Genomic DNA, 23,189 nt, shown 5'->3' on the forward strand with positions numbered 1-23,189 from the left:
GCTTGGCAGGGTTATCCTAGAACTGAAGGAGACCCGCCATGGCCCGACGCAAAGAGCCTGTTATCCCGGACGCGATCCTCGACCAACTGCTTGCTGGAGCTGACGCCAAGACGGCCTTCGATCAGAACGGCTTGCTCGACCAGCTGAAAAAGGCGCTGACGGAGCGAGCCCTGAAGGCGGAGCTGGATCATCACCTGGCCGGTGACGAGAGCGGCAACCGCCGCAACGGCTACGGCCACAAGACAGTGCTGACCGAGGGTGGCTCGATGGGCCTATCCATCCCCCGCGACCGGACGGGGACGTTCGATCCGGCGCTGATCGGCAAGTACCAGCGCCGCTTCCCCGGCTTCGACGAGAAGATCGTGTCGATGTACGCGCGGGGCATGTCGACGCGGGAGATCACTGGGCACCTGCGGGAGCTCTATGGCATCGAGGTCTCGGCCGACCTGATCTCCACGGTGACGGATGCGGTGATCGAGGAGGTGACGACGTGGCAGAACCGGCCTCTGGAGGCGATCTATCCCCTGGTGTTCCTTGATGCCATCCGGGTCAAGATCCGCGACGAAGGCTTGGTGCGCAACAAGGCCATCCATGTTGCTATTGGCGTGCGCGCCGACGGCGCCAAGGAGGTGCTGGGGCTGTGGATTGAACAGAACGAAGGCGCCAAGTTCTGGCTGCGCGTGCTGAACGAACTGAAGAACCGCGGCGTGGAGGACATCCTGCTTGCGGTGGTCGATGGGCTGAAGGGCTTTCCCGAGGCGATCGCCGCCGCCTATCCCGAGACAATTGTCCAGACCTGCATCGTTCACCTGCTTCGTCACAGTATGGAGTTCGCGTCCTGGAAGGACCGCAAGGCCATCGCCGCCGCGCTGAAGACGGTCTACGACGCTGTCGACGACAAGGCCGCCGAGGTAGCCTTGAGCGCCTTCGAGGACGGCCCCTGGGGTGAAAAGTATGCGGCCATCGGCAAGGCATGGCGGCGGGCTTGGCAGGAGGTCATCCCCTTCTTTGCCTTCCCCCGCGAGGTCCGACGCATCCTTTACACGACGAATTCTATTGAAGCGCTCAACTCGAAGCTGCGCCGGGCGGTGCGGGCCCGGGGGCATTTCCCCAATGACGAGGCCGCGCTGAAGCTCCTCTTTCTCGTCTTGAACCGCGCCGAGAAAGACTGGAAGATGCCGCCGCGGGAGTGGACGGCGGCAAAGGCACAGATGGCCGTCATCTTCGGAGAGCGCTTCGCAAAGGCGATGTATGGCGCGACAATCAGGATGGAGAGCGCGACAATCAGGATGAGACGGTCTGGGGTCGCGGCAAGAGCATGATTGACGCTGCAGTAGGCGGGTTTCAAGGGTTCTGTCGCGGAGCGTCAATCAGGTTGGAGTTGATTGTCGCTCGCGAGGGGACGTCCGGGGCCGCGTTTTCTCTCCAGTGCTGCTCGTCGCCGGTAGCTTTCGACGTTCATCTCGAAGATGGTGGCGTGATGAACCAGCCGGTCGATGGCAGCCAGCGTCATGGCTTGGCTGGGAAAGATCTTGCCCCAGTCGCCGAAGGGCTGGTTTGCCGTGATCAACAAGGAGCGCCGCTCGTACCGGGAGCCAATCAGCTCAAAGATGACGCTGGTCTCCGCTTGATCCTTGGCGACGTAGGCGAAGTCATCGAGGATCAGCAGGTGGTATTTGTCCAGCTTGGCGATGGCCGACTCCAAGCTTAGGTCACGTCGGGCGATCTGCAGCTTCTGCACCAGATCGGTAGTCCGGGCGAACAGCACGCGCCAGCCATTTTCCACCAGGGCGTAGCCGATAGCGGCGGCCAGATGCGACTTGCCCCCGCCGGGTGGCCCGAACAGGATCAAATTGGCGCCTTTTTCCAACCAGCTGTCGCCGGCAACCAGGGCCATCACCTGGGCCTTGCTCACCATGGGCACCGCGTCGAACTCGAAGCTCTCCAGGGTCTTGCCGGGCGGCAGGCGGGCTTCGTCGAGGTGACGCTCGACACGCCGACGGGCGCGCTCAGCGATCTCATGTTCGGTTAGGGCGGCCAGGAAGCGGGCAGCAGGCCAGCCCTCCTTGTCGGCTCGTGCGGCAAAGTCGGGCCAGATCAGCTTGATGGCCGGCAGGCGCAGATCGCCGAGCGCCAGCGACAGGCGAGCGGCGTCGATAGGATCGGCCGCAGTCATGCTGGTTCTCCCGGGCGAACGGTGCCCAGCTCGTCATAGACGCTGAGCGGCACAAGATCGACGGTGACGGTGGTGAGGGCGGCGGTGGGAGCCTGGAAACGCTCGCGCAAATCCTGCAAGTCGGGCAACCGGCCGGCCGCCAATTCGATCTCCAGGAGTTGGGCCAAAGCGGCTTCGCAGCCCCGTTCGTGGGCCAGCGACAGCAACTCCACCGTGGTGGCGCAAGCCCGCCGCTCGTCGCCGGCAGCCAGCAAGGCCTCGAAGGCCCGGGCGTAGGCTTGGCGAGGGAACAGCTTGTCACGGTAGACGAGATTGAGCAGCGCCATCGGTTTGCGCCGCAGGGCGTGGATGACGTGGCGGTAATCCACGACATGGCCATGCTTGCCGTTCCCGCGCGAGCGTCCACGCGGCAGGCTCAGCACGTGCGTCCCTCCCAAGAAGCAGTCCAGCCGATCGTCGAACAGATGAACCCGCAGGCGATGCCCGATCAGGCGCGAGGGCACAGTGTAGAACACCTTGCGCAGGGTGAAGCCGCCGCTGGAAGTGACACAGACGATGGTTCGTTCGAAGTCGCGGCTTCGGTCGGGGGGCAAGGGTTTGAGGGCGTCCCGCTCCAGCGCGACTTCCTTCATCCGGCGGGCGTTCTGCTGGCCAACCACCTCGTCGATGAAGCGGCGGTAGGCCGCCAAGTCGGCGAAGTCGCGGGTGCCGCGCAACAGCAGCGCATCCTCCACCGCGCGCTTGAGGTGGCCATGGGGGCCTTCGATGCTGCCGTTCTCGTGAGCGACACCGCGGTTATTCCGGCTGGCGCTCATGCCGTAGTGGGCGCAGATCTCTTCATAGCGGCGAGTGGCATCCTCGGCAGCCTCGCGATCCAGGTTGCGGAATGCGGCCGACAGGCTATCGCTGCGATGATCAGCCGGCACGCCGCCGAGCGACCAAAGAGCGTTCTGCAGTCCCTCGGCCAGGGCGACAAAGCTTTCCCCGCCCAGCACGACGTGGGCGTGCTCCCAGCCGGAATAGGCGAGGCGGAAATGGTAAAGGCGGTGATCGAGCGGCTGCTGGGCGATGGTAACTGCCAGGGTCGCCATGTCAGTGAAATCCGATAGGCCCATCCGGCCGGGTTCGTGATCTTGGCGGAAGATGACGTCCTGATCTGGGCCATTCACCGCTCGCCAGGCACGGATGCGGCGCTCCAGCGTACGGCGAACGCTCTCGCTCAGGTCCGGATGCCGTCGACGGATTTCGGCGAACACGGCGATCGCTCGTAGCCCCGGTGCTGCTTTGAGCATCGGCACCACCTCGCTATCCCAGAAGTCAGCCAACGGATCGGGACGCCGCCGCCCCCGTGGTGTCTTCTTGGTCGATGGCGGGCTGGGATCCTGGTCTATGCGATAGGCGGTCGCCGGGCTGAACCCGGCTTTTGCTGCCGCAATCGCGGGGGTGTTGGAGGACCGGTATTTCATGTAGAGCCTCATTTGCTGGTCGGTGATGTGTCGGCCCGGCAAGGTCGGGGTTCCTCATTGGCGTGAAGACCCTCGATCCTGGCTGCGTTCACTGCTTCCGCCAGCAGCGCCTTTCCCAAACAGAAAGACGCCGATGCCGCCGTCGTGCCTCCGGCCGGGCTACGCCCGTCCTCCGACACGACGGCGGCATTCCATTCTCATCCTGATTGTCGCCATTCTCACTGTGATTGTCGGGCCATAGCGATGAACGCCTGATACTCAACTTGCCCCGCCAAGCACGGAATTCCTGACACTCCCCCCCCCGCCTGTGCGACCAGAGGTTCGACTGGACTTACCTCTATGCCGCCGTTGAACCCAGGACGGGGGACGGCTTCGCCCTCGTTCTGCCGACGGTGTCCACCATCGCCATGAGCCGCTTCCTCGCCGACTTCGCCGCCACCCTGGCCCCGGACGACCATGCCGTCATGGTCCTCGATGGCGCCGGTTGGCACGCCAGCAAGAGCTTGATCGTGCCCACCAACCTCACCCTCGTACCGTTGCCGCCCTATTCGCCCGAATGCAACCCGGTCGAAAACACACCGGCAGGGAACCTCTGAAACGACGGTTCTGTTGACACCACGGCTGGGGCATGAGGCTCTTCATGCTCTGGCCGTCTGGATGGCGCGACATCATGAGCAGTTCAAGGCAGGAAGCGATCCAGTGGCTGGAACTGCCGCCCGACCGGCGGCGGCGACTGATCGTGCTGGTGGCCAGCCTGATCCGAAGCCGCCTGGTTGCGGCCCAGGAGGCCAGTGATGAACCAAGATTCGCCTCTAACCGAGCCGCCGTTCCCCGACAAGGTCCGATCCCGCCATCGTGATCGGCAGGCGGTGGTCTATGTCCGCCAGTCAACCATGCGGCAGGTCGAGCGGAACCAGGAATCGACCCGCCTGCAATATGCGCTCGCGGAGCGGGCTTGCCGGCTCGGATGGCGCCGCGAGCAGGTGATGGTCATCGACGATGATCTCGGGCGCTCCGCCGTCTCCACCTTGGACAGACCCGGCTTCCAGCGCCTTGTTGCCGAAGTTGGCCTCAACCATGTCGGCCTCGTGCTCGGCATTGAGGTGTCCCGACTGGCGCGCTCGTGCCGCGACTGGCACCAACTGCTGGAAATGTGCGCGCTCTTCGACACCCTGATCGGCGACGCCGATGGGATCTACGACCCGTCCATTTACAACGATCGTCTGCTGCTGGGGCTGAAGGGCACGATGAGCGAGGCGGAGTTGCACATCCTGAAGGCCCGCATGCTCGAGGGTCGGCGTGCCAAAGCCGCGCGTGGCGCCTTGGTCGTGGGCTTGCCGCGTGGTTTCGTCATCCGACCGTCCGGCGAGGTTGCCCTCGATCCGGATGAGCAGGTCCAGGCCGCCGTCCGGCTGGTTTTCGCTGTGTTCGAGCGTCGGCGCTCGGTGAACGGGGTGCTGCGCTATCTGGTCGAGCATGATCTCAGGCTCCCCGACCGCATCCGAACGGGACCGCGCAAGGGTGAGGTGCGCTGGAGCCGTCCCAACCGGGCCACCATCGGCGACATGCTCCATCATCCCGCCTATGCCGGCGCCTACGTGTATGGCCGGCGGCGACAAGATGCCCGACTGCGGCAACCGGGCAAACCCCACAGCGGCCGGCGCCTCGTGCACGATCCCGCCGCGTGGACGGTACTGCGCCGGGACTGCTGGCCGGCCTATATTGACTGGAACACCTTCGAGCGGAATCAGGAGCAGATGGCTGCGAACCGCTCCCGACAGAATGGCGTTCCCCGCGGTGGACCGGCTCTCCTCGCGGGGCTGGTGCGGTGCGGCCGATGCGGGCGGCGCATGTCCATGAGCTACCGCGACGGGGGAACCGAGGCGCGCTATCTGTGCTGCCAACTCCAGACGACGTTCGGTGGACCGCGCTGCCAATCGGTCAGCGCCCGACCGGTGGACGCGCTGGTCGCCGCTCTGATGCTCGAGGCGCTTGCCCCCTCGGCGATCGAATTGAGCCTCCAGGCCGCCGAGGACCTCGAACTCGAACGCGAGCAACGGCACCGGCAATGGCGGCTTCGGCTCGAGCGCGCCGATTATGAGATGACATCGGCGCGACGGCGCTACGAGGCCGTGGACCCGGAAAACCGTCTGGTTGCCCGCACCCTGGAACGGGACTGGGAGGCGGCCATCGCCGCCAGAGATGCCGCGCAAGCCGAGCATGACCGAGCCTTGGCGCGGGAACCTTTGCGCCTGAGCGAAGCCGAAAAGCAGGCGGTGCATCAGTTGGCCGCGGACGTCCCGGCGCTGTGGAGAGAGGCCACGACCACAGCAGCGGATCGGCAGGCGATCGCACGGGCCATGCTGGACCGGGTGGTCATCCGCGTCGAGGAGGACACCGAATGGGTCCGGGTCGAATGCCACTGGGCCGGCGGCGTCCAGACTCACCATGAGGTCACGCGCCCAATCCGCCGTTTCAAGCAGTTGAAGAATTATGAGCGGCTGATCGCCCGCTTGAGCGAACTGCGCGGTGAAGGGCGAACGGCGGAGGTGATCGCCGAGGTTCTGAACACGGAGGGCTGGCGGCCAGCGAAACGGGCGATGTTCAACGCGCCCATGGTCCGCCGTCTGCTTCAGCGGCACGGGATCGCAGCCCTACGACCAATCTGGTCACAGGACGTGCCGCGAGGCGCGGAGGACGAGTTGACCCTTCAAGAGGTTGCCGAACACCTGGGAGTGCATCGCCAAACGGTCTACGGCTGGCTCCGACGCGGACGCATCAAGGGCCATCTGGCACAGGTCGGCGGCCAACGGATTTGGCTTGTCCGCTTGCGGGATCTCCCAACTCAGGACGCCTCCGTTACCGGCTGAGCCCTTCAGCAGGAACCCAACAGAGAGAGGTCCCATGGCAAAACTATCGAGCGGGTCTGGCTCTTCTTGCGTGAGAAGCTGATGTCGCTGCGGGTCTTTCCCGATCAGGGCGCCATCATCGACGCTTGCTGCGACGCCTGGAACGCCCTCGTCGCAGAAACCGGCCGCATCAAATCCCTCTGCTTCCCGCCTTGGCTCCAAAAGGTCATTCCATAAGAGACTCGGTATCAGTGGCTGTTGAGAAGAAAATAGAGCAAATGCAGTGTTGAAGTTGGATTGGGATGCTGAGCCCAGGTGCCCTGTTGATAATGCATGCTATGTCGCCGCCATAGGAGACAATCGCATGTCACCGAACCGATATCCATCAGGTCTGACCGACGAAGAGTGGGCTGTCGTCTCAAAACTCTTCACGAAAAGTGAGCATCGTGGAGCGCAGCGGAAACATGATCTGAGGCGCATCATTGACGGATGCCTGTATGTCCTGCGTGGAGGCATCTCCTGGCGCATGATGCCTCATGATCTACCACCCTGGGCGGACGTGTACGACCACTTCCGTCGCTGGCGCAAAAGCGGGAAGTGGGAACAGGTCAATGCGGTGCTGCGCGAGCAGTATCGAACCCGGCGTGGCCGCAAAGCCCAACCAACGGCGGCAGCCATCGACAGTCAATCTGTGAAGACAACCGAGGCCGGGGGGCCACGTGGCTATGATGGCGGCAAGAAGGTCAGCGGGCGGAAGCGGCAGACCTTAGTCGATACGGAAGGTGATCTTCTGAAGGTGCGGGTGCATCCGGCCGATCTTCATGACAAGGCCGGGGGCATGCTCCTGCTGACAGGCTTGCACCTGTGGTTTCCCACGATCCAGCTCGTGTGGGCGGACACGCATTATCAAGGGCTGAAAACCTGGGCCAAAGATCGGCTCGGCTGGACCATCGAAGTCGTCAAGCACTGGTGGACCGGTATTCAGGGCTTTTGGCTCGCCCCTGGCCAGCAACCTCCAGAAATTCCCAAGGGATTTCATGTTCTGCCGCGCCGCTGGGTCGCGGAAAGAACATTTGCGTGGCTTGGCAGATATCGCCGTTTATCAAAAGATTACGAACGTCTTCCGGAGTCGGAGGAGACATTCATTTACATGGCGATGAGCCACATTCTCGTGAAGAGACTTGCGCGCCCGCCTTGGGAATTGCGATGAATCTGCTCAGTCTTCTTCTTAACAGCCTCTCAGTGGTATTCGCATGGATCCTTGGTCACGCCTCCTGATCTACATGTGACAGCTGTCCCGGCGCCGCATCAACCGCGCCGAGGTCATCATCTGGGCTGTGGTGCTCGTCGGCGGAGGTGCGTTGGCGCTGTTCGAGTGGTACTTTGGCTGGCCGGAGGCGCTGACGGTCAACACCATCCGACCCAGGCTTCCTGTCACAATACGCTGAGCAGCATCCTGCGCTCGTCAGTGGGCTGTTCTTAACACCGATCCGGCGCTCTCTGGTCGGCCGGCCGATGGAACTGTAGATGAAGCCGGCCTATAGGCTCTCGGGTTCCTTTCTGATCGTATGGTGTGGCGGCCGCAGGCTAACCATGGAAGGAAGCATGAAACCGGCGACGTGATCCACGGGGGCTTGACTGCCAACGGCCCATTACGGAAGCAAATACCGTAGGAGAGCTGGATCGTGCACTTCTCGGCCAGGCTGGCGGCGACGACGTTCTTCGCCAGATAGCGCGCCGCGTAGGCGGCCGAGCGGTCCACCTTCGTCGGGTCATCGTAAAGCGGATGCGTTGGGCCGCGATCATTAACTGTGACAAGCCCCAGCCTTGGCCGAACGCGCAAGCGCTCGGCACCCGAATGGGCTGGGAACAGGTGCTGATAAGCACCGCAGCGTTGCACCGGATTATAGAACACCCCTTACGCTTGGCCAAAAGGGCCGGGCGGCAACACGCCCTCAGTCACTCCCCTAAACAGCTACGTGATTACTGAGCAAAGGCAGGCTGATTTTCGCAAGCATCGATTCCAGCGACTTCATAAAGACAGGCTCGTTTTTCAAAAGGCAAACTGCTCTAGCATGGGCAATAACGGCCATTTCAATTCGTCCGCGCTCTGCTTCAAAGAGTCCAAGGTAATGGTAAGTCCATCCATTGTTGATGTTTTTAGCCAGGCAATCGCAAAAAACATCTTCGGCTTCGTTGAAGCGCCTTGCTTTCATTAGCAATTGAACTAGGGCGTGCCTTAGCCCCATGTTGTCCGGTGAGGCTAACTTCACAGCTAAATAACAATATTCAATCGCCTTAGGCAGGTTGTTTGCCCTATTATGCAGTTTCGAGAGATGGTAATGAAAATGCGAGCTATGCGGGCGCCCCCTTATAGATAATTCAGCATACTCAATAGCTCTGCTAATGTCCCCTTCTAGGGCATGAATGTTGCTTTCCATGTAAAAGTACCCAGTCGAGTTCTCTATGCAGTCAAGGCCAGAAAGAGCTTCTTTACTTATTTCACTAACTTCTTCAAAAACGAGCTCCCTAATGAGCGCGCGCAAATCATAGCGCCCCTTGAAATAGCTCGCTGTATTGTGATCCGCTTCCGGCACGAGCCGAAGCGTCATAGGCATTGTGTTCACAATTCTAAAAACATGCCAGACATCAAGCCAGTCGTTTTCTCCGGCAAAAACGTATACATTCTTCGCTCTTGACTTTAACGATGCGAGGTCTGCAACTGGTGGCGGCTGATCTTTTGAGAAAACGTCATCATATCGGCGGTCTATTGAGTTTGTTGGCTCAACTCCAACTATGGTCTGAGGGGAAAAGGCAACAACAACGTCAAGGTCCATCATTGACGACAAAAAGAGTGCGCCGTACCCCCCCATACTAAGCCCTACGCTAGCAACATGGCCAATACGGTTCTCGGCAATATACATCGAGACGAAATCGAAAATCCGTGAAAATTCTTTGCTGTCACTGTACCACCTGCAAGAGTTATCTCGAACAAAAATTACGTGAGTGTCTGTGTCACCTGAGAACGTTCCTTCGAACTCCCAGCCAATTAGACGAGTTCCCGGTTCTGGACCGTCTCTGCCAATACCAGAAAAAGACACAACTAGCCGCGGAGTGTACTCACTGCTAGCGGTGCGCCCACGTTTAACATACACATCGTAAGCTCCGAAGTCATCGGCTTGTATATTTTCCATTGCATCCCTCAGTAATTCTATCTTTTTTACGCAACAAGGCTCATCAATCCAGCAAAAGACTCTCAATTTGGCGATAATACAAGAGGTTAGCGCTTCTGCATTCTTCGAGTGCACCATCGTAAATTCGTGCAAGCTTGCTGAATCTTCTCCAATCCTCAGGATCGCAAAGTGGCACCGGATGCTTTAGTGAGTAGTATTTGGATGATGACGGGAACGCCACCACTTTTTTCCCAAGCAGCGTTGCCCAGTAAGCACCATGGTAGCTATCCGTGAGAATCGTCTCGCCAGACCTCAAGAATGAGATAACTATATGGAATTCCGAGCTATTGCTCATCATGGGAAACTCATTGCGAATAGCTTCAGTCCAAACAGGATTAGCTGATATGCCGTCTGCCGTCAGATAGAGTGCAAACTCATGTTCCACTGAGCCATGATCGTCCAACTCATCTGCCATGCAGCTTGCACACGGAACCCAAGGCATGACCTCCCCTGCGTCGCGGACGCCGATCTCATCAAAAGGGTACTTTTTCCAGTCGATGCGTTTTTTTATAGCGCGCCAGTCATTTACATCCCACTGATTGTGGCCAGCCCCCCACAAAATTATTTTCTGGTGTGACTGGCGAAGAGAGAAGATGTATTGCAGACTTCTCTCGAAGAAATCAATCTCCAAAAGGCCGCCGCCACCTATTATAATGAGATCGGAATCTCGAAAAGTCTCATGCCATTTCGCGCGTTCCTGCTCATCTGGTTGCTCCCATTTGTTCCATCCTAGAACATCGAGAAGAACTATCTCAGCATTATAATATTCAAAATATCGCATTGGAGGAGACATCAGGTCTCCAATGTTATTAGTAAATTTCCTATACAGATTCAATATCTTAGGCATCTGGCGCTCTTGCCTTCCACAAGTGATAGATATCATAGATTACCAACAGTAAACGGGATCTGTCTTAGAGATCCCGTTGATTTGTGGTGGTATCATATACCGCTTGGCGGCAGCATAGGATTCACTCTCAATCAGGTAGGCTATAAGGCTTACTGTCTAGAGCGCTTATTTTTCCCTTAACGCCTATTATTTCATTTTCAATATCTTTTAGTTGGATTACCTTTGCCGCCCATTGTTTTTGCTTTTCATACAATTCTTGGCGCAGCTCTCGTATCATCCTCGCGTTGAGCGCCGCCTTATTAGGAGAGCTTAAAAGAGACCGATACACGGGACCAGAAAGTCCTAGGATAACATTTTTTATATCTGGGTAATTACTGAAGAAATCAGTTTCAAGCAGAATATGACACAGAAGATCTTTAGAACCATCCAAGCGCACTAGAAGTTCTTCCGCATCGCTGTCAGAGAGTTGCGCGTCTGTGAAGGTATCAAGTGCCTGAGCTAAGGCGCTCCGATTTAGCTTCATCATACGACTTTCTCCAACACCTTGTTTGCGGAAGCAGCGGCTTTCTGAAAGGACAAGTAGGCACCCTCAATGCTATCAACCATTTGCTCTAGCGTATATTTAGACAAGAAGGTGCGCCGAGCTTCATCGCCAAGCTGTAGGCGAAGGCTACGATCACCAGCGAGCCTGAGGATAGCTTGGGCAATCTCACCAGAATCATCTGGGTTAACGAGTAGTCCAGTCTTCATTTGGTCAATAACTTCTGCTAGTCCGCCGACATTTCCGGCGACGACAGGCTTGCCGTACCGCATTGCCTCGATCGCTACAAGGCCGAAAGACTCGAAGCGCGAGGGCGCCAGGAAAATGTCGCAGTCAGCGTACGCATCATTGAGCTCGTCGTCCGGCAAATACCCTTCAAGCGATATCCGCTTCGCAAAGGCGGGCGGTGCGCTCTCCATGAAGTCGCTGATTGCTCGCTTGCAGTTTTGGTCGTCCGTAGGAGAACCAATGAAGCGAAATACGATATCAGGCGCTTGCGTGCAGACCTCAAGGGCCGCTTTCAAAGCTGTATCAAATCCTTTACGGGTTTCCTGCCGCCCAACAAAAAGCACTGTAACAGCATCATCTTTTTTCGCTTTGCAACACCTAGCTGGAGAGGTGACCCCATGGGGAACAACAATTGTTCGTGACGAAATATCTACGCCATAGGCCTGATAAATTTCGTTCACAACTGCGTTCGTGTTGCCGAGGAAGTATTGTGCTTGCTCGAATAGGAAATGCTCAGCTTTAATAACTCTCTGAACATGGTTGAAGTTGTACAGAGGTCGCTTCCAATCTGGCTTGTGTGGGCAAGCGAGCTTATAGGTGGTGTGTAGGGATGTCACTACAGGGATAGGAGAGAGTAGTAGTGGAATTAGACCTTCAACATCCCAGATCGGTGCTGAGACGAGGTCAAGGTTCGAGAATCCAATATTGCGCAACTCTGCGAACACGCCAGCTGACCAGCGGGCGAGGTGATCAGGAAGGTCAATTAGAGCGGTGACTGAACGGAGTTCTCCTCCGTCAATGGGACGTACTTTATGGACCCAAACTCCATTATTGTAATCAACGGTGGGCTCAGTCTCGGCACGTGTAATGACATGAACTTGGTGGCCCTTTGCTGCCAAGCCATTAGCGACATGGTCAGTCCAGCGCGCAATGCCAGCAGTGTCGCTCGGAGGAAATCCTTGCGAGATCAACGCTATTCGTAGTCTTTTCGTACCATGATTATTGAAGCCCTTGAAAGATCTCTTGGTAACCCCCGCGACTCGGTCCGCCAGTTTAGTGGGGGCAGGAAGTCGAGCAAGTGTGCGGCCTTCCTCAATGCCAAATTCGACATCCTGATTGAGGAGGGCTTCAGCGGTCGGGCTCAAATAGTTGTGGTCACGAAGCCACCTGTTATCGCGACGAAGGCCATCGCGATACTTAACCACTTCATCCGTAATTGTGATTTCATCCAATGTCGAAGTGCCGTGGCGATACATAAAGTAAACTTTGCTGCGCGACGGCACATGCAACGTTGTGGGCACTTTGTTCAGATTGCGGAGATGGCTTGGCGCGTAACGGTGGTAGATGAGCGCCTCGGGAGCATAAACAATTTGCCCGCCCCGGTCGACGAGCCTCAGGCAGACGTCCGTCTCGTCGAGAAAGTAGGCAAACGTTTCGTCGAAGCCACCGATCTCTTTCAGAGCCGCGGCACGGAACGACGAGTTTGTGCCCAGCAGGGACGGGAACATGGGAGAACCTGGAAAGCAGAAGGCTTCCTGCGAGATTCCGCTTGGCACTGTGTAGGCGTTGCCCAGCCTGTCACAGAGCGTGGCGGTCGCCTGATAGCGCTTTCCGGTATGGTCTATCGTGAAGCCACCCACACCTATGACGCTGCGGCAGTTGTACTTTTCAAGAATTTTCTCAAGCCAACGCGGGTGAACCACAGCGTCGTCATCGATGAAGGCGATGATCTCGCCTACCGCGTTTGCGATTCCGATATTCCGCGAAATCGAGAGATTCCTTTCCGTGCATTCTACATACGTAATACTCTCCCTGTATTCTTCGCAAACCGCCTTAGTGCCATCCGTCGAGGGGCCATTTACGACGACCACCTCAAACTGGCCGTGAAGGTTTCTAAGTGCACGTAGGCAGTCGCGGAGCTGAGGAGCCCGATTGTATGTATTGATAACGATTGAAGTTTTCATGTCAATTTCCCGCAAAATTAGCGTGGATCAAAGATACCAAATCCATGTTCTTCTCATGGAACTCTGGGGAACGAAAAAGCGCAGCAAACAAGCTGTCTTTTGATTTGTGAACGGAAAGCTGATGATTGATTGCATCTTCACTCTCCGGGTACCTGTGGAAGAGCAGAGAGAATACTGCGATAACGTCTTCGCGAGTTATTCTGCCCGGTGGAAGACAATTCTTCAGAATTAGTTCAATTAGTAAGTACTGCTGCTCACCTGACTGAATTACAACCTTCAGCTCTTTCTCATCGCCTTTTGGCTTCAGACGAACCTGAAAGCCAACGTCGGCCCTCGGCACACCAGCCTCGCTAACGTCAGGTCGTGCCATATCCGCTTTCCCACGGCCGATTACTCTTTCTTCACTAAAGACTATTATGTCAGGCGCAGTATCCGGATTCCCCGCATCAAATGCCCAGCCGCAGATCACTGATGCGTTATCATTTAGATTAAGTCCATCAAAGTTTGCATAGATTTTTGTGCCCTTAATGTGAGGAACCGTAAATGGGATTGCCTCCAATCCCTCAAGTATTTGCTGCATTTTCCTGCTCACTTGCGTCAAGTTCGAATATGGGAAAGAACGTTACTTCTCTACGACTGGGGCGACAGGTATGCGACCGTATCGATCTTCTAACCGCACGATGTCGTCCTCGCCGAGGTAGCTGCCGGACTGCACCTCAATCAGGTGCAGCGGCACCTTCCCTGGGTTCTCCAGCCGGTGCACCGTGCCCATCGGGATGTGGACGGACTGGTTCTCGTAGACGAAAAGTTGCTCCTCGCCGTACGTGACCAGCGCCGTTCCCTCGACCACGATCCAGTGCTCGGCCCGGTGGTGGTGCATCTGCAAGGACAGACGCTCGCCCGGCTTGACGGTGATCCGCTTGACCTGGAAGCGGCTGCCGCGGTCGACGCTGCGGTACGAGCCCCAGGGCCGGTGCACGGTCGTGTGCAGGGCGTGCTCGTCGCGCCGCTCCGCCTTGAGGCGGTCGACGATGTGCTTCACGTTCTGTGCGTGGGCATGGTCGGTGACCAGGACGGCATCGTCGGTGGCGACCACCACCACGTCCTCCAACCCAACCACGGCGACCAGATGCTCGTCGGAGCGGACGTAGACGTTGCGCGCCTCGTACAGGACGGCGTCGCCCTGCACCACGTTACCGCTGGCGTCCTTCTCGCCGATGTCCCACAAAGCCGACCAGGCGCCGACGTTGTTCCACCCCATCTCAACCAGCACCACGGCCGCCCTGCTGGTCTTCTCCATGACGGCGTAGTCAATGGAGTCGGGCGGCGAGGCGGCAAAGGCATCCATGCCAAGCCGGCAGAAGGTCAGATCCCGCTCGGCGTCCGACAGAGCCTTGCGGCAGGCTTCGACCATGGCCGGGTTGCTGCGCTCCAGCTCGGCCACATAGGCGCCGGCGGAGAAGAGGAAGATGCCGCTGTTCCACAGGTAGGAGCCGTCCGCCAGGTAGGCCTCCGCCGTCGTCTGGTCGGGCTTTTCGACGAAGCGCTCGACGGCGTGGACACCCTCATGGGCGTCGAGGCGCGGCCCTGCCTTGATGTAGCCATAGCCGGTCTCAGCCCGCGCCGGGGTGATGCCGAAGGTGACTAGCGCGCCGGCAGCCGCAGCACCGGTTGCCTTCGCGACCGCCTGCAGGAAACGATCGGGAGCGGCGATGACGTGGTCGGACGGCATCACCAGCATGAGGCCGTCCTCGCCCGTGGCGAGCAGCTTGAGGGCGGCGATGCACACGGCCGGCGCGGTGTTGCGCCCGACCGGCTCGAGGATGATCTCGGAAGGGCGGCACGCCTTGGCACGAAGCTGTTCGGCGACGAGGAAGCGGTGCTCCTCGTTGCAGATCACCAGAGGGGCGGCGAACCCATCACCGGCGACCCGCAGCGCGGTCTCCTGGAGCATCGTCAACTCACTCGCCAGCGCCAGGAACTGCTTCGGGTAGAGCGCCCGCGACAGCGGCCACAAGTGGCTCCCCGAGCCGCCCGATAGGATGACCGGCGTGATCACGCCCGATGGCATGGTATTCCCCATGACGCTCCCCCCTAGTCTCCCCAGTCATCCGACCGCCCCCTCCCGTGCCGACTGGCCTAGCAGGGCGGCGTATCCAGCACCAACCGCTGCCGGCGCGTAGGTCGCCGCCGTCAGTCTCTGCCCCTGTCCTGCCAGCCGCTGGCGCAGCCAGCGGTCCTCGGCCAGCCGCTTCATCCACCAGGCGGCGTGCCCAACGTCCGGTTCCGCCCACAGCTGCCCCTCGGCAAACGGGTATTCCTCCGGCGACACCGGGCGCAGCCGGTGGTCGACCAGCGCCGCGCTGCCCGGGGTCGTGAAGTCCAGGTTGCCTGAGAAGCCGGTGACGACCACCGGCTTGCCCAGCATCATCGCCTCGGCGATCCCACGCCCGAAGCCCTCGGCCCGGTGCAGCGACACAAACGCATCGCACGCCCGGTAGAGGTCGAGCACCGCGCCCCGGCTCAGCGTCTCGGCGACGATGATGATGCGCCGGTCGGCCCGGGCCTCCTCCAGGAGCGCTTGCCACACCGGGTTGTCCGGCGCCGCGCGCATCGCCTTGACCACCAGCCCGACCGGCTCATGCCCAAGCGGAAAGGCCTGCTTGAAGGCGCGCACGCAGGCCTGCGGGTTCTTGCGGGCCAAGCTGGACAGCACGTCGAAGGAGAAGACGAAGAGGAAGCGGTTCTCGGGCAGGCCGAAGTCGCGCCGCTTCAGTCCCGCGGTCGCGTCCACCGTGACGGTCATGGGGAGGTGCCGCACCGGCTTCGGGCTGCTCTTGGCGAAGGCCTCGTAGGTGTAGCGGCTCGACGCCCAGACCTCGTCGACGAGCTCGTAGGCGTGGTGCCACTCTTCGGGCCACTCCGGCAGCTCCCAGGGCCAGTAGCCGATGGTGCGGCGCCCATCGAACAGCGCTGATCCCTCCACCGCGGCGAGGCGCGCCGTCTCGATGCCGGTGGTGCACAGCAGATTGACGGCGTAGGGCAGCCGGTCGCTGATCAGCGCCTCGACGCTGTCGTCGCCCTGGCACACCTCGCGCCCGGGCTCGACGTTGTAGAGGCTGAAGGGGATGCCGGCTGCCTGCATGGCGAGTGCCGCCATGCGGACGTCCTCGCCGATGCCGAACTGACCGCGGGCGTAGCCGATCAGGTTGACGCCAAATGGCAGGGCGCCGTGGCTCACGTGGACCGCGGGCGCCTTGACACTCTGCGGCGTGACCATGCCGGCCAGCTGCTTGAGGATCGGGTACTGCTCCGTGCCTTCAGCGTGCCCCCATTGGGCGAAGGCGGGGCTGAGCGGGTCGGCGAACCGTGCCTGGATGGCGGCGTCGGTCGACCAGATCATCGCCAGGACCGGTGGCAGCTGCGGAGCGCCCGGGACGGGAATGAGAAGGGCGTGTGCTTGGCGGTCGTCGACGAGGTCGGCCAGCTGCATCTCGGCGAGGCCGTGCGTGAAGTACCACACCAGATAGCCAAGGCGCCCGGTGTGGGCATCGAGCGGGAAGCGCTCCTGAACGTCCGGGCGCTTCAGCCACAGCTGCACCATCAGGCGGGTGATCGCAAGGGTGCCGATCGCGGGCGCGCGCTCGTCCGGCTCATTCAGAACGTGCTTCTGCTCCTCGGTGACGAAGCGGCCAAGGCGCAGCTCGGCGGAGCCCTCGATGAAGTACCACCAGACGAAGCCCTGCTGGCCCTCCACCGTCCGCAGGTCGAAGGCGCCCTGCAGGTCGGGCCGCATGGTCCAGACCAGCCGCATGAAGCGGGTCAGCGTTGGGCGCACCTCAGGCAGCGCCTCGGCCGCCGGCTCGCTCAGGAGGTCCTGCGAGACGGTGAGCTCGGTCTCCGCCAGCGCGCGGTACTCGCGCGCGCCGTTCAGCAGCAGCCACCACTCGAAGCGCTCCTGATCGCCCTCGCAGAGATCGCGCAGGTCGGGCCGGGTCAGCCAGATGGTCCGCTTGACCCCGTCCAGCCGCGGGCGCGCCGAGGCGCTCGTGCGCTCGGCAGCGGTCTCCGACGTCTCGGTCGAGGGCGTGTGGGTCACGGAATTGTCCATCAGGCGGGTGTCCAGTGGCGCGGCCGCGGCTACGGCGCGCTCATGCGCAAACGCGCAGAGGAGTGCGGTGGGACGCCCCTCCGGCGCTGCTGTCGGTTTTGGCCGAAGCCCAAGGAAATCATGACCGACTCACCACTCCCTGCGCGCCCGTCCCGCTGTTTAAGAGACCGACGCAAAGCTGGCCCGCAGCAGAGCCCCCTAATTGCTCAGAGGTCTCGAACACATGCATCCTTCCCGCTAGACCCTGTCTCACAGCGCTATCCTCACAAAGGGCAAATCTTTGCGATGGAAAGCAGGGTTGTAGAAAGGGTCGTCCAGATGCTCCTTCCAGTCGACCTGTAGCCGGCGCAGTTCCGTTTGGTAGACATCCTGGCCTGTTTGACCAAGCAGGTAGCCGCGCGTCTTCGATTCATGGTGATAGAGGCAAACCCTCGGATCATAGACCACCCGCCAGCCGACCTTGCGCGCTGCTAGGCAGTAGATGATGTCGTTCCAGTTGACGGGCCAACTGGCATCGAAGCCGCCAACGGATTCGAACACGGCCCGGAACGTGATCAGGCACGCACCAGTAACGGCGGCAGCGGAATGCGGCACAAGGTTGCGGCCGAGATAGCCGCCCTCATGGCCGGGCATCCCGATCCCTTCATGCACCGCCCCCTGCTCCTGACTGGTCACCACACCAGCATGCTGGATGCTGCCGTCCCCATAAAGCAGGCGGGCCCCCACCACACCGACATCCGGCAGACCAAGCGTTGCCACGGCGCGGCTGAGCCAGCCAGGGTCGGCGGCCAGGGTGTCGTCGTTGAGGAAGACCAGCACCTCGCCGCTGGCCTGTTCGGCGGCGAGGTTGTTCATCATCGCCCAGTTGAAAGCGCCTTTGTATGGCAGGACATCGACGCCGCGCTGGGCCTGCATGGCGGCGATCAGGGCGACGCTGTCGGGATCCTCGTTCTGATGATCGATCACCAGGATCTGCAGCGGCCCTGGATAGGACGAACGGGTGCGCAACAGCGAGTCCAGGCAATTGCGCAGCAGAACCGGCGAATTGCGGGTCGGCACGATGATGCTGACAGCCGGAAAGCTGGCTGGGCGGATCTCGATCTCACAAGGCTCAACCAGCGTCTGGCTGCCCTCCTCGTCTTCGCTGACCACCAGCGCCTGCCGTACCTCGGCCGCTATCCCCCAGCGCTCGGCCCAGCTCGTCACCGCCTTAGGCTCACCCACCAGCAGCCGCGGCAGGCCGTCGGGGCTGCGTAGGTCGGTGGGTTGCTCCAGGCTGTAGAGCACTGACGGGATGTGGCGGATGGCGCTCGCCGGCACACAGTCGCCCACGCGCAGCATCAAATCATGCAGGCTTGACGGCGGCGCTCCATTGGCAAGAGCGCATGCCTTCAGCAGGGCCTCCGACGTCACCAGAACCATCGGGCCGGCATAGTCGTATGCCAGCAGCATCACCGAGTCGAAATCCGGTTTGAAGATCGGAACCAGTTGCGCCGGCTTGCCGCTGTGAGCGCCGACCAAAACGTCATGGTCGCTGTAGGCGACAAAGGTCGGAGTGGCCGATCCCGGCCCCAGGGCCGTCAGGAAGGCCGCCAACGCGTCGGGGCGCAAGCTGCCGCAGCGGCCGACCACCAGATGAGCCGTGGCGGCGGTGACGATGGCGTGGCTAGCCAGCAAGCGCGGCAGGGCTGTCGGTTTGGCCATCACCGCTCGGCCCGCAGCCGTCAGCGTGTGGATCAGCGCCCGGGTCTCGTCGCCAAGCGTCTCGCCGTCAGCCAGCACGGTCAGCGTCCAGCGCTCCTGCGTCTGGCTGTCCAAGGAGGCGAGCAGGCGGCGCAGGGAAGCGGGCTCGAGTGCGGTTTCCAGCAGGATCACATTGACGGTGAGGCCGGCCACCGCCGCGGCGGCTTCTCCGTCCAGCGGACGATGGCAGGCGAGCAGCCCCTGCGCCTTTAAGGCGCCATAGGCCGACAGCGGCGGATTGAGCTGCCGGAGCGTTTGCGGAAGCTGCTGCTCAATGCTGGCGAGCGTCTCCTTCATCGACCGGATGGCGCCGAGCATCCGGCCGAGATCATTGAGAGCGGCCGGCAGGTTGGTCTTAAGGTAGAGGTCCGCGCCGAAGGGCGCCTTGGAGTGGGCATCACGCAACCGCAGCATCGCGCCGCGGGCGACCAGATCAGCATGGGCGGCGGGGATGTCGAAGGCAAAGCCGTGGTCGCCGCTGCTGCCGATGCGCTCGCCCAAGCCGGGGACGAAGCGCTCGCAGCGCACCGCGCCGATGAAGCGCTCGCCCAGATGCAACTCCAGCACCACGCGTTCGGACGCATCGCTGGCGTTGGCGCACCAGCCCATAATGGTGCCGGCCCCATTGTGCGAGGCCTCGCCGATCAGGCGGCGGGTGGGAGCGAGATCAAGCGTGGCCAGCCGGGCCTGCAGGCCGGAGTTCGTCAGCCAGTCGGCCACCGCGGCTGGCAAGCCGGCGCGTAAAGTCTCGTCGCGCAGGATGGTCAGCAGCCAGAAGCGCCAGGAGCGGCTGGTGGCAAGCCGCTCGCGCGCAGCCGCCGACAGGGGCAGGCACTTCAGCGCCCAGCGCCTCAAGTCCTCGTCCGGAGCCGGAGCCAAGGCGATGTGCGGCAGCACGGCCGTGCCGGTGAGGCTGGCGACAACGCCGTTAAGGAACTCGCCGCGCATCAGGTAGTGGCCAAGGAATTCGCCAAGCGTGCAGCCGGTGGCAGCCGTGATCTCCTCGACACTGGCCGGATGACGGCCAAGGAAGAGGCGATAGCCGTTGAACGCATCCTCAAGGCTGGTGGGCGCCACAGCGTCGCGGCCTTGCGCCGGTACCGCTGTGTTTTCAACCAGGGTCAGACCGCCATCCATCCTCGTGTTCCCCACCCCAACGGTCAGGCGCGATCCCAGCGGAGGCCATACCGGAGGCTGCGGCTTCCGGCCTCCCACACCTCTGTTTGAGGGTCAAGAGCCGCTTTGCCGATCCTGTTGCGAGTCCTTCGCTCTAGGCGAAGGCTTTAACTAAAATGCCAGGGCAATCCCTAAACGCTATATACCCAATTCATAAAAACAAAATCAACTTTTTTGTGTGGTTGTGTAAGCAATGTCACAACACCCGCGCATTGAATATATAATTATCAATCTTAGGTGAAGATCGTATCCTCTACAGGCCAGGAGGATGATGAGAGAACCGTCATGAATAAGGGGCGAAACGTGGAGAGAGGTTGAAGGAATCTTTCCAGCTTTTATCTCGAATTGAACAATATAGCGGGAGTGGGTGTGCTGCCGCGTGGCATGCGGTCGCAGCGTTTTTAACAGGATCACACCTCAGCCATGGCTGAGACGGCGCTTTCCAACACGGCCTGAAGCCGAGCGGCATAGAGCTCCTGCAGCACCGGGCGGGCAAAGCGGCTGCGGACGAAAGCAGCCCCGGTGGCAGCTCGCCGCCTTGCTTCCTCCCGGTCCTCCCTCACCCGCCGCATTGCCTCGGCGGCCAAGCCGACATCTGGCTCGAACCAGCGGGCCCCGGGGGTGACGGCGAGATACTCGTCGCTCTCCAAATAGCGCTCCTGGCCACCAACCAGAAAGGCGGTCTCGTCCGTCATGTAGTCGAGGTTGGCCGAATAGGCAGAAGCGATGACCGGTTTGCCCATCATCATCGCCTCCACCATGGTGTAGCCAAAGCCCTCCGCCCGGTGGAGCGAGACATAGGCGTCGCAAGAGCGCATCTCGGCGAGCGAGTCGGCGTATGACAGCTCGCGGTCGCGCACGATGATGCGGGGGTCGCCCTCGACCAGATGATCGAGCTCCAGCTTATGGGCAAGATCGGCGACGCTCCGGCTGGTCTGCCGATAGCGAATGCGCAGGACGAGCCGCACCCCGCTCTCACGGGGGAAGGCCCTTTGGAAGGCGCGAGCCACCGCCAGCGGATTCTTGCGCGTGTACCAGCTGCGGGCATCGAAGCAGAAATAGAAGGTGAAAGGCTCAGCCTTCGGCTGCGCGCCGGCGGTGGCGTTCAACACGCGCTCGTCGACGCAGTTGGGCACGACATGAATGGGACCGGTGAAATGCTGGGCCAGAGTGTCGACGCAGAAGCTCGACATCGTCCACAGCTCGTCCATCATCTCCAGCGCCAAATGGGCCGAGCGGGGCAAAGCACTGGTTTCCCACAGAAAAAAGCCGATGTTGTAGGCCCCGGCGAAGCGCTCTAGCCCATGGTTGAGCATGTCGCCTGGGGTGCCCAGCAGGCCGAAATGGATCAGGTTGACCGGGTAGAGCTCCTCGCCGGCATGGTGGCCGGGCAGCGTCATCATCGGCATCGTCACGCCAAAGCCGGCATCCTTGAGGATGTCGCGGGAGAACAGGGCGTTGCGGCTGATGCCGGTGCCGCCATCGAAATAGCCGAACAGGTTGACGCCCTTGGCTTGGGCGGTGCGCGGCAGGTGGCGGACCACTGGCGCATGCTGGCGCTGGCACAGAGCTGAGAGACTCAAAGTCTGGGCGCTCGGGACGCCCAGGCGGCTGTAGAAATAGCCAAGCCCGGTCATGACCTGCCCCTCGTGCCGGACCGGGGAGTCCAAGAGCGCGCGCACCTGCGGGACCAGGAACAGATCGTCGAGGTTCCAGCGCACCAGCCACAGCGAGACCGCAAGCAGCGCAGGCAACAGCGCCCGCTCGTCACGCAGGTCGAAGGTTGCAGCCAGATCGGGGTCACGGGCGTGCATGCCGGCATAAAAGCGCGAGATCAGCCCATGGGGGTCGATCCCAGCTTGTGCATTCAGCTCCTCCACATGCCGGGCTGCCAGAGCTTCCTTGGGCAGGCGGGCCTTGCCGAACATCCAGTGGGTCAGCTGGCACAGCGCATCCACCCCACTGTCAACCGTCTCGCCTGTCTGGGCCTGATAGGCCGACAAAAGGCGCGAGCGGAAACGGCCGGTGGCGTCCTCCTCGCCTGAGGTGAGGTAGGCGATCACATCAACCGGCAGCGGACACCAGGCATGGTCGGCAAGATTGAAGCGGTCGGCACAGCGCACCAGAAAGCGCACCAGATCGCCAGCGCTACGCAGATGGAAAGTGTGTGCTTCCCCCAGCCGGTGGAGCTGGTGGGCTAGGAAGCTGCCGACGGTCAACTCGGCCCCCTCAAAGCCATCAGCAGGGCGGAGAAGCCGTGCATCCGCCATTCGTTCCCAGCCGCGCTTGGTCTGATTTGCCGTCTCCGAAAGCGCCCCCACGCACAAGTCCTGGCGCTCCGGTGTCATGCCGGAAAGGGCGGTGTCGATCACCGCCCGGTGGAGGCTGGTGACAACGGGGGCGCCGGGGATCGACATCCTGGTGCCGTGGATTTTGACATCGACGCAGCAGTCATCAATCGAGAGAAAGCCGGTGGGCAATGGGATGTTGAAGGCAACGAAGCCGTTGCGTCCCGGCAGTCCGCTCAGCGCCTTGTGATGCTCGTTGCAGGCATGGGTGCCGAGAAAGCGGCCGTCGACATAGAGGTCGACCAGACATTCCGCGGCAGGGTTGCTCTGGTTGTGCAGCCAGCCGTAGATCTTGCTGGTCGTCACGAACTCCAACCGGCCCTGGTAGGTGGCGCCTGCCTCAGCCGCCGGCTTGACCGGACTGATCGCGTTCATCGCTCCCCTCCCGGCACGGTGGCCATGCCGCAGCAGGGGTGGCGCAGGAGTGGATCAGGCAAAGAATGGCCTGCCGTGTGAAGAACCGCGGATAGGGGGATGGCAAAAAAAAGGTTAGGTTTCGAAGTATCG

The 23,189-nt window shown here is 61.0% G+C and carries 15 protein-coding genes and 2 pseudogenes; 5 read left to right on the forward strand and 12 right to left on the reverse strand.

All coding sequences use genetic code 11. From position 1 onward, the window contains the following. Positions 1–38: 38 nt before the first annotated feature. Positions 39–1,250 (forward strand): annotated as a pseudogene (locus ACWPKK_RS30140) (IS256 family transposase); the annotation flags it as partial. A gap of 116 nt (positions 1,251–1,366) precedes the next feature. On the opposite strand, the gene istB reads toward ACWPKK_RS30140, so the two are convergent. Together istB and istA are read right to left on the reverse strand one after the other, a co-directional pair. Then, complete coding sequence (istB, locus tag ACWPKK_RS30145; protein ID WP_452011987.1) at positions 1,367–2,176, reverse strand: IS21-like element helper ATPase IstB; 810 nt, start codon at positions 2,174–2,176, stop codon at positions 1,367–1,369. Continuing rightward, entirely contained in the window at positions 2,173–3,684 is a 1,512-nt protein-coding gene (gene istA, locus ACWPKK_RS30150) for an IS21 family transposase (protein WP_452011990.1), read from the reverse strand. The genes istB and istA overlap by 4 nt, the downstream gene beginning before the upstream one ends. Positions 3,685–3,947: 263 nt before the next feature. Here istA and ACWPKK_RS30155 point away from each other — a divergent pair, with 263 nt between their 5' ends. The 4 genes from ACWPKK_RS30155 to ACWPKK_RS30170 all read left to right on the forward strand — a co-directional run bounded on the left by ACWPKK_RS30155 (position 3,948) and on the right by ACWPKK_RS30170 (position 7,701). Further along, complete coding sequence (locus ACWPKK_RS30155) at positions 3,948–4,238, forward strand: transposase (protein ID WP_452012148.1); 291 nt, start codon at positions 3,948–3,950, stop codon at positions 4,236–4,238. Positions 4,239–4,436: 198 nt separating this feature from the next. Further along, positions 4,437–6,512 (forward strand): recombinase family protein, encoded by a 2,076-nt coding sequence (locus ACWPKK_RS30160; RefSeq protein WP_452004842.1) that lies wholly within the window; start codon positions 4,437–4,439, stop codon positions 6,510–6,512. 66 nt (positions 6,513–6,578) lie between these two features. Further along, complete coding sequence (locus ACWPKK_RS30165; RefSeq protein ID WP_452011992.1) at positions 6,579–6,728, forward strand: hypothetical protein; 150 nt, start codon at positions 6,579–6,581, stop codon at positions 6,726–6,728. A gap of 127 nt (positions 6,729–6,855) precedes the next feature. After that, positions 6,856–7,701: an IS5 family transposase gene (locus tag ACWPKK_RS30170; protein WP_452011993.1), complete on the forward strand. Its 846-nt coding sequence runs from the start codon at positions 6,856–6,858 to the stop codon at positions 7,699–7,701. 366 nt (positions 7,702–8,067) lie between these two features. On the opposite strand, the pseudogene ACWPKK_RS30175 reads toward ACWPKK_RS30170, so the two are convergent. The 10 genes and pseudogenes from ACWPKK_RS30175 to ACWPKK_RS30220 form a co-directional block, all read right to left on the reverse strand. Beyond that, positions 8,068–8,265: pseudogene (locus ACWPKK_RS30175) on the reverse strand (methionine adenosyltransferase domain-containing protein); the annotation flags it as partial. A gap of 193 nt (positions 8,266–8,458) precedes the next feature. After that, entirely contained in the window at positions 8,459–9,802 is a 1,344-nt protein-coding gene (locus ACWPKK_RS30180) for a tetratricopeptide repeat protein (protein WP_452011995.1), read from the reverse strand. After that, positions 9,729–10,571 (reverse strand): hypothetical protein, encoded by an 843-nt coding sequence (locus ACWPKK_RS30185; RefSeq protein ID WP_452011997.1) that lies wholly within the window; start codon positions 10,569–10,571, stop codon positions 9,729–9,731. The genes ACWPKK_RS30180 and ACWPKK_RS30185 overlap by 74 nt, the downstream gene beginning before the upstream one ends. 127 nt (positions 10,572–10,698) lie before the next feature. Further along, complete coding sequence (locus ACWPKK_RS30190) at positions 10,699–11,097, reverse strand: hypothetical protein (RefSeq protein ID WP_452011999.1); 399 nt, start codon at positions 11,095–11,097, stop codon at positions 10,699–10,701. Beyond that, positions 11,094–13,304: a glycosyltransferase gene (locus ACWPKK_RS30195; RefSeq protein ID WP_452012001.1), complete on the reverse strand. Its 2,211-nt coding sequence runs from the start codon at positions 13,302–13,304 to the stop codon at positions 11,094–11,096. The genes ACWPKK_RS30190 and ACWPKK_RS30195 overlap by 4 nt, the downstream gene beginning before the upstream one ends. Position 13,305: 1 nt before the next feature. Further along, a complete protein-coding gene (locus ACWPKK_RS30200; RefSeq protein WP_452012003.1) occupies positions 13,306–13,884 on the reverse strand; it encodes a hypothetical protein in 579 nt (192 codons plus the stop codon). 42 nt (positions 13,885–13,926) lie between these two features. Then, the gene (locus ACWPKK_RS30205) at positions 13,927–15,387 is read right to left on the reverse strand and encodes a mannose-1-phosphate guanylyltransferase/mannose-6-phosphate isomerase (protein WP_452012005.1); all 1,461 of its coding nucleotides are present in this window, start codon (positions 15,385–15,387) and stop codon (positions 13,927–13,929) included. Between the two features lie 24 nt (positions 15,388–15,411). After that, positions 15,412–17,415: a glycosyltransferase family 4 protein gene (locus tag ACWPKK_RS30210; protein ID WP_452012008.1), complete on the reverse strand. Its 2,004-nt coding sequence runs from the start codon at positions 17,413–17,415 to the stop codon at positions 15,412–15,414. Positions 17,416–17,664: 249 nt separating this feature from the next. Further along, positions 17,665–20,295 (reverse strand): glycosyltransferase, encoded by a 2,631-nt coding sequence (locus tag ACWPKK_RS30215; protein ID WP_452012011.1) that lies wholly within the window; start codon positions 20,293–20,295, stop codon positions 17,665–17,667. Between the two features lie 449 nt (positions 20,296–20,744). Next, on the reverse strand, positions 20,745–23,057 hold the full coding sequence (locus ACWPKK_RS30220; RefSeq protein ID WP_452012013.1) for a glycosyltransferase family 4 protein: 2,313 nt from the start codon (positions 23,055–23,057) through the stop codon (positions 20,745–20,747). Between the last annotated feature and the right edge of the window lie 132 nt (positions 23,058–23,189).

The sequence above is a fragment of the Azospirillum largimobile genome, from assembly GCF_977007025.2.

Excerpts from the sequence above, each read along its gene's own strand:
- ACWPKK_RS30180 (WP_452011995.1), bottom strand. The coding sequence starts at position 9,802 with ATGGTGCACTCGAAGAATGCAGAAGCGCTAACCTCTTGTATTATCGCC.
- ACWPKK_RS30220 (WP_452012013.1), bottom strand. The coding sequence starts at position 23,057 with ATGAACGCGATCAGTCCGGTCAAGCCGGCGGCTGAGGCAGGCGCCACC.
- ACWPKK_RS30190 (WP_452011999.1), bottom strand. The coding sequence starts at position 11,097 with ATGATGAAGCTAAATCGGAGCGCCTTAGCTCAGGCACTTGATACCTTC.
- ACWPKK_RS30160 (WP_452004842.1), top strand. The coding sequence starts at position 4,437 with ATGAACCAAGATTCGCCTCTAACCGAGCCGCCGTTCCCCGACAAGGTC.
- ACWPKK_RS30185 (WP_452011997.1), bottom strand. The coding sequence starts at position 10,571 with ATGCCTAAGATATTGAATCTGTATAGGAAATTTACTAATAACATTGGA.
- istB (WP_452011987.1), bottom strand. The coding sequence starts at position 2,176 with ATGACTGCGGCCGATCCTATCGACGCCGCTCGCCTGTCGCTGGCGCTC.
- ACWPKK_RS30205 (WP_452012005.1), bottom strand. The coding sequence starts at position 15,387 with ATGGGGAATACCATGCCATCGGGCGTGATCACGCCGGTCATCCTATCG.
- ACWPKK_RS30195 (WP_452012001.1), bottom strand. The coding sequence starts at position 13,304 with ATGAAAACTTCAATCGTTATCAATACATACAATCGGGCTCCTCAGCTC.
- ACWPKK_RS30200 (WP_452012003.1), bottom strand. The coding sequence starts at position 13,884 with ATGCAGCAAATACTTGAGGGATTGGAGGCAATCCCATTTACGGTTCCT.
- ACWPKK_RS30215 (WP_452012011.1), bottom strand. The coding sequence starts at position 20,295 with ATGGATGGCGGTCTGACCCTGGTTGAAAACACAGCGGTACCGGCGCAA.
- ACWPKK_RS30210 (WP_452012008.1), bottom strand. The coding sequence starts at position 17,415 with ATGGACAATTCCGTGACCCACACGCCCTCGACCGAGACGTCGGAGACC.
- ACWPKK_RS30170 (WP_452011993.1), top strand. The coding sequence starts at position 6,856 with ATGTCACCGAACCGATATCCATCAGGTCTGACCGACGAAGAGTGGGCT.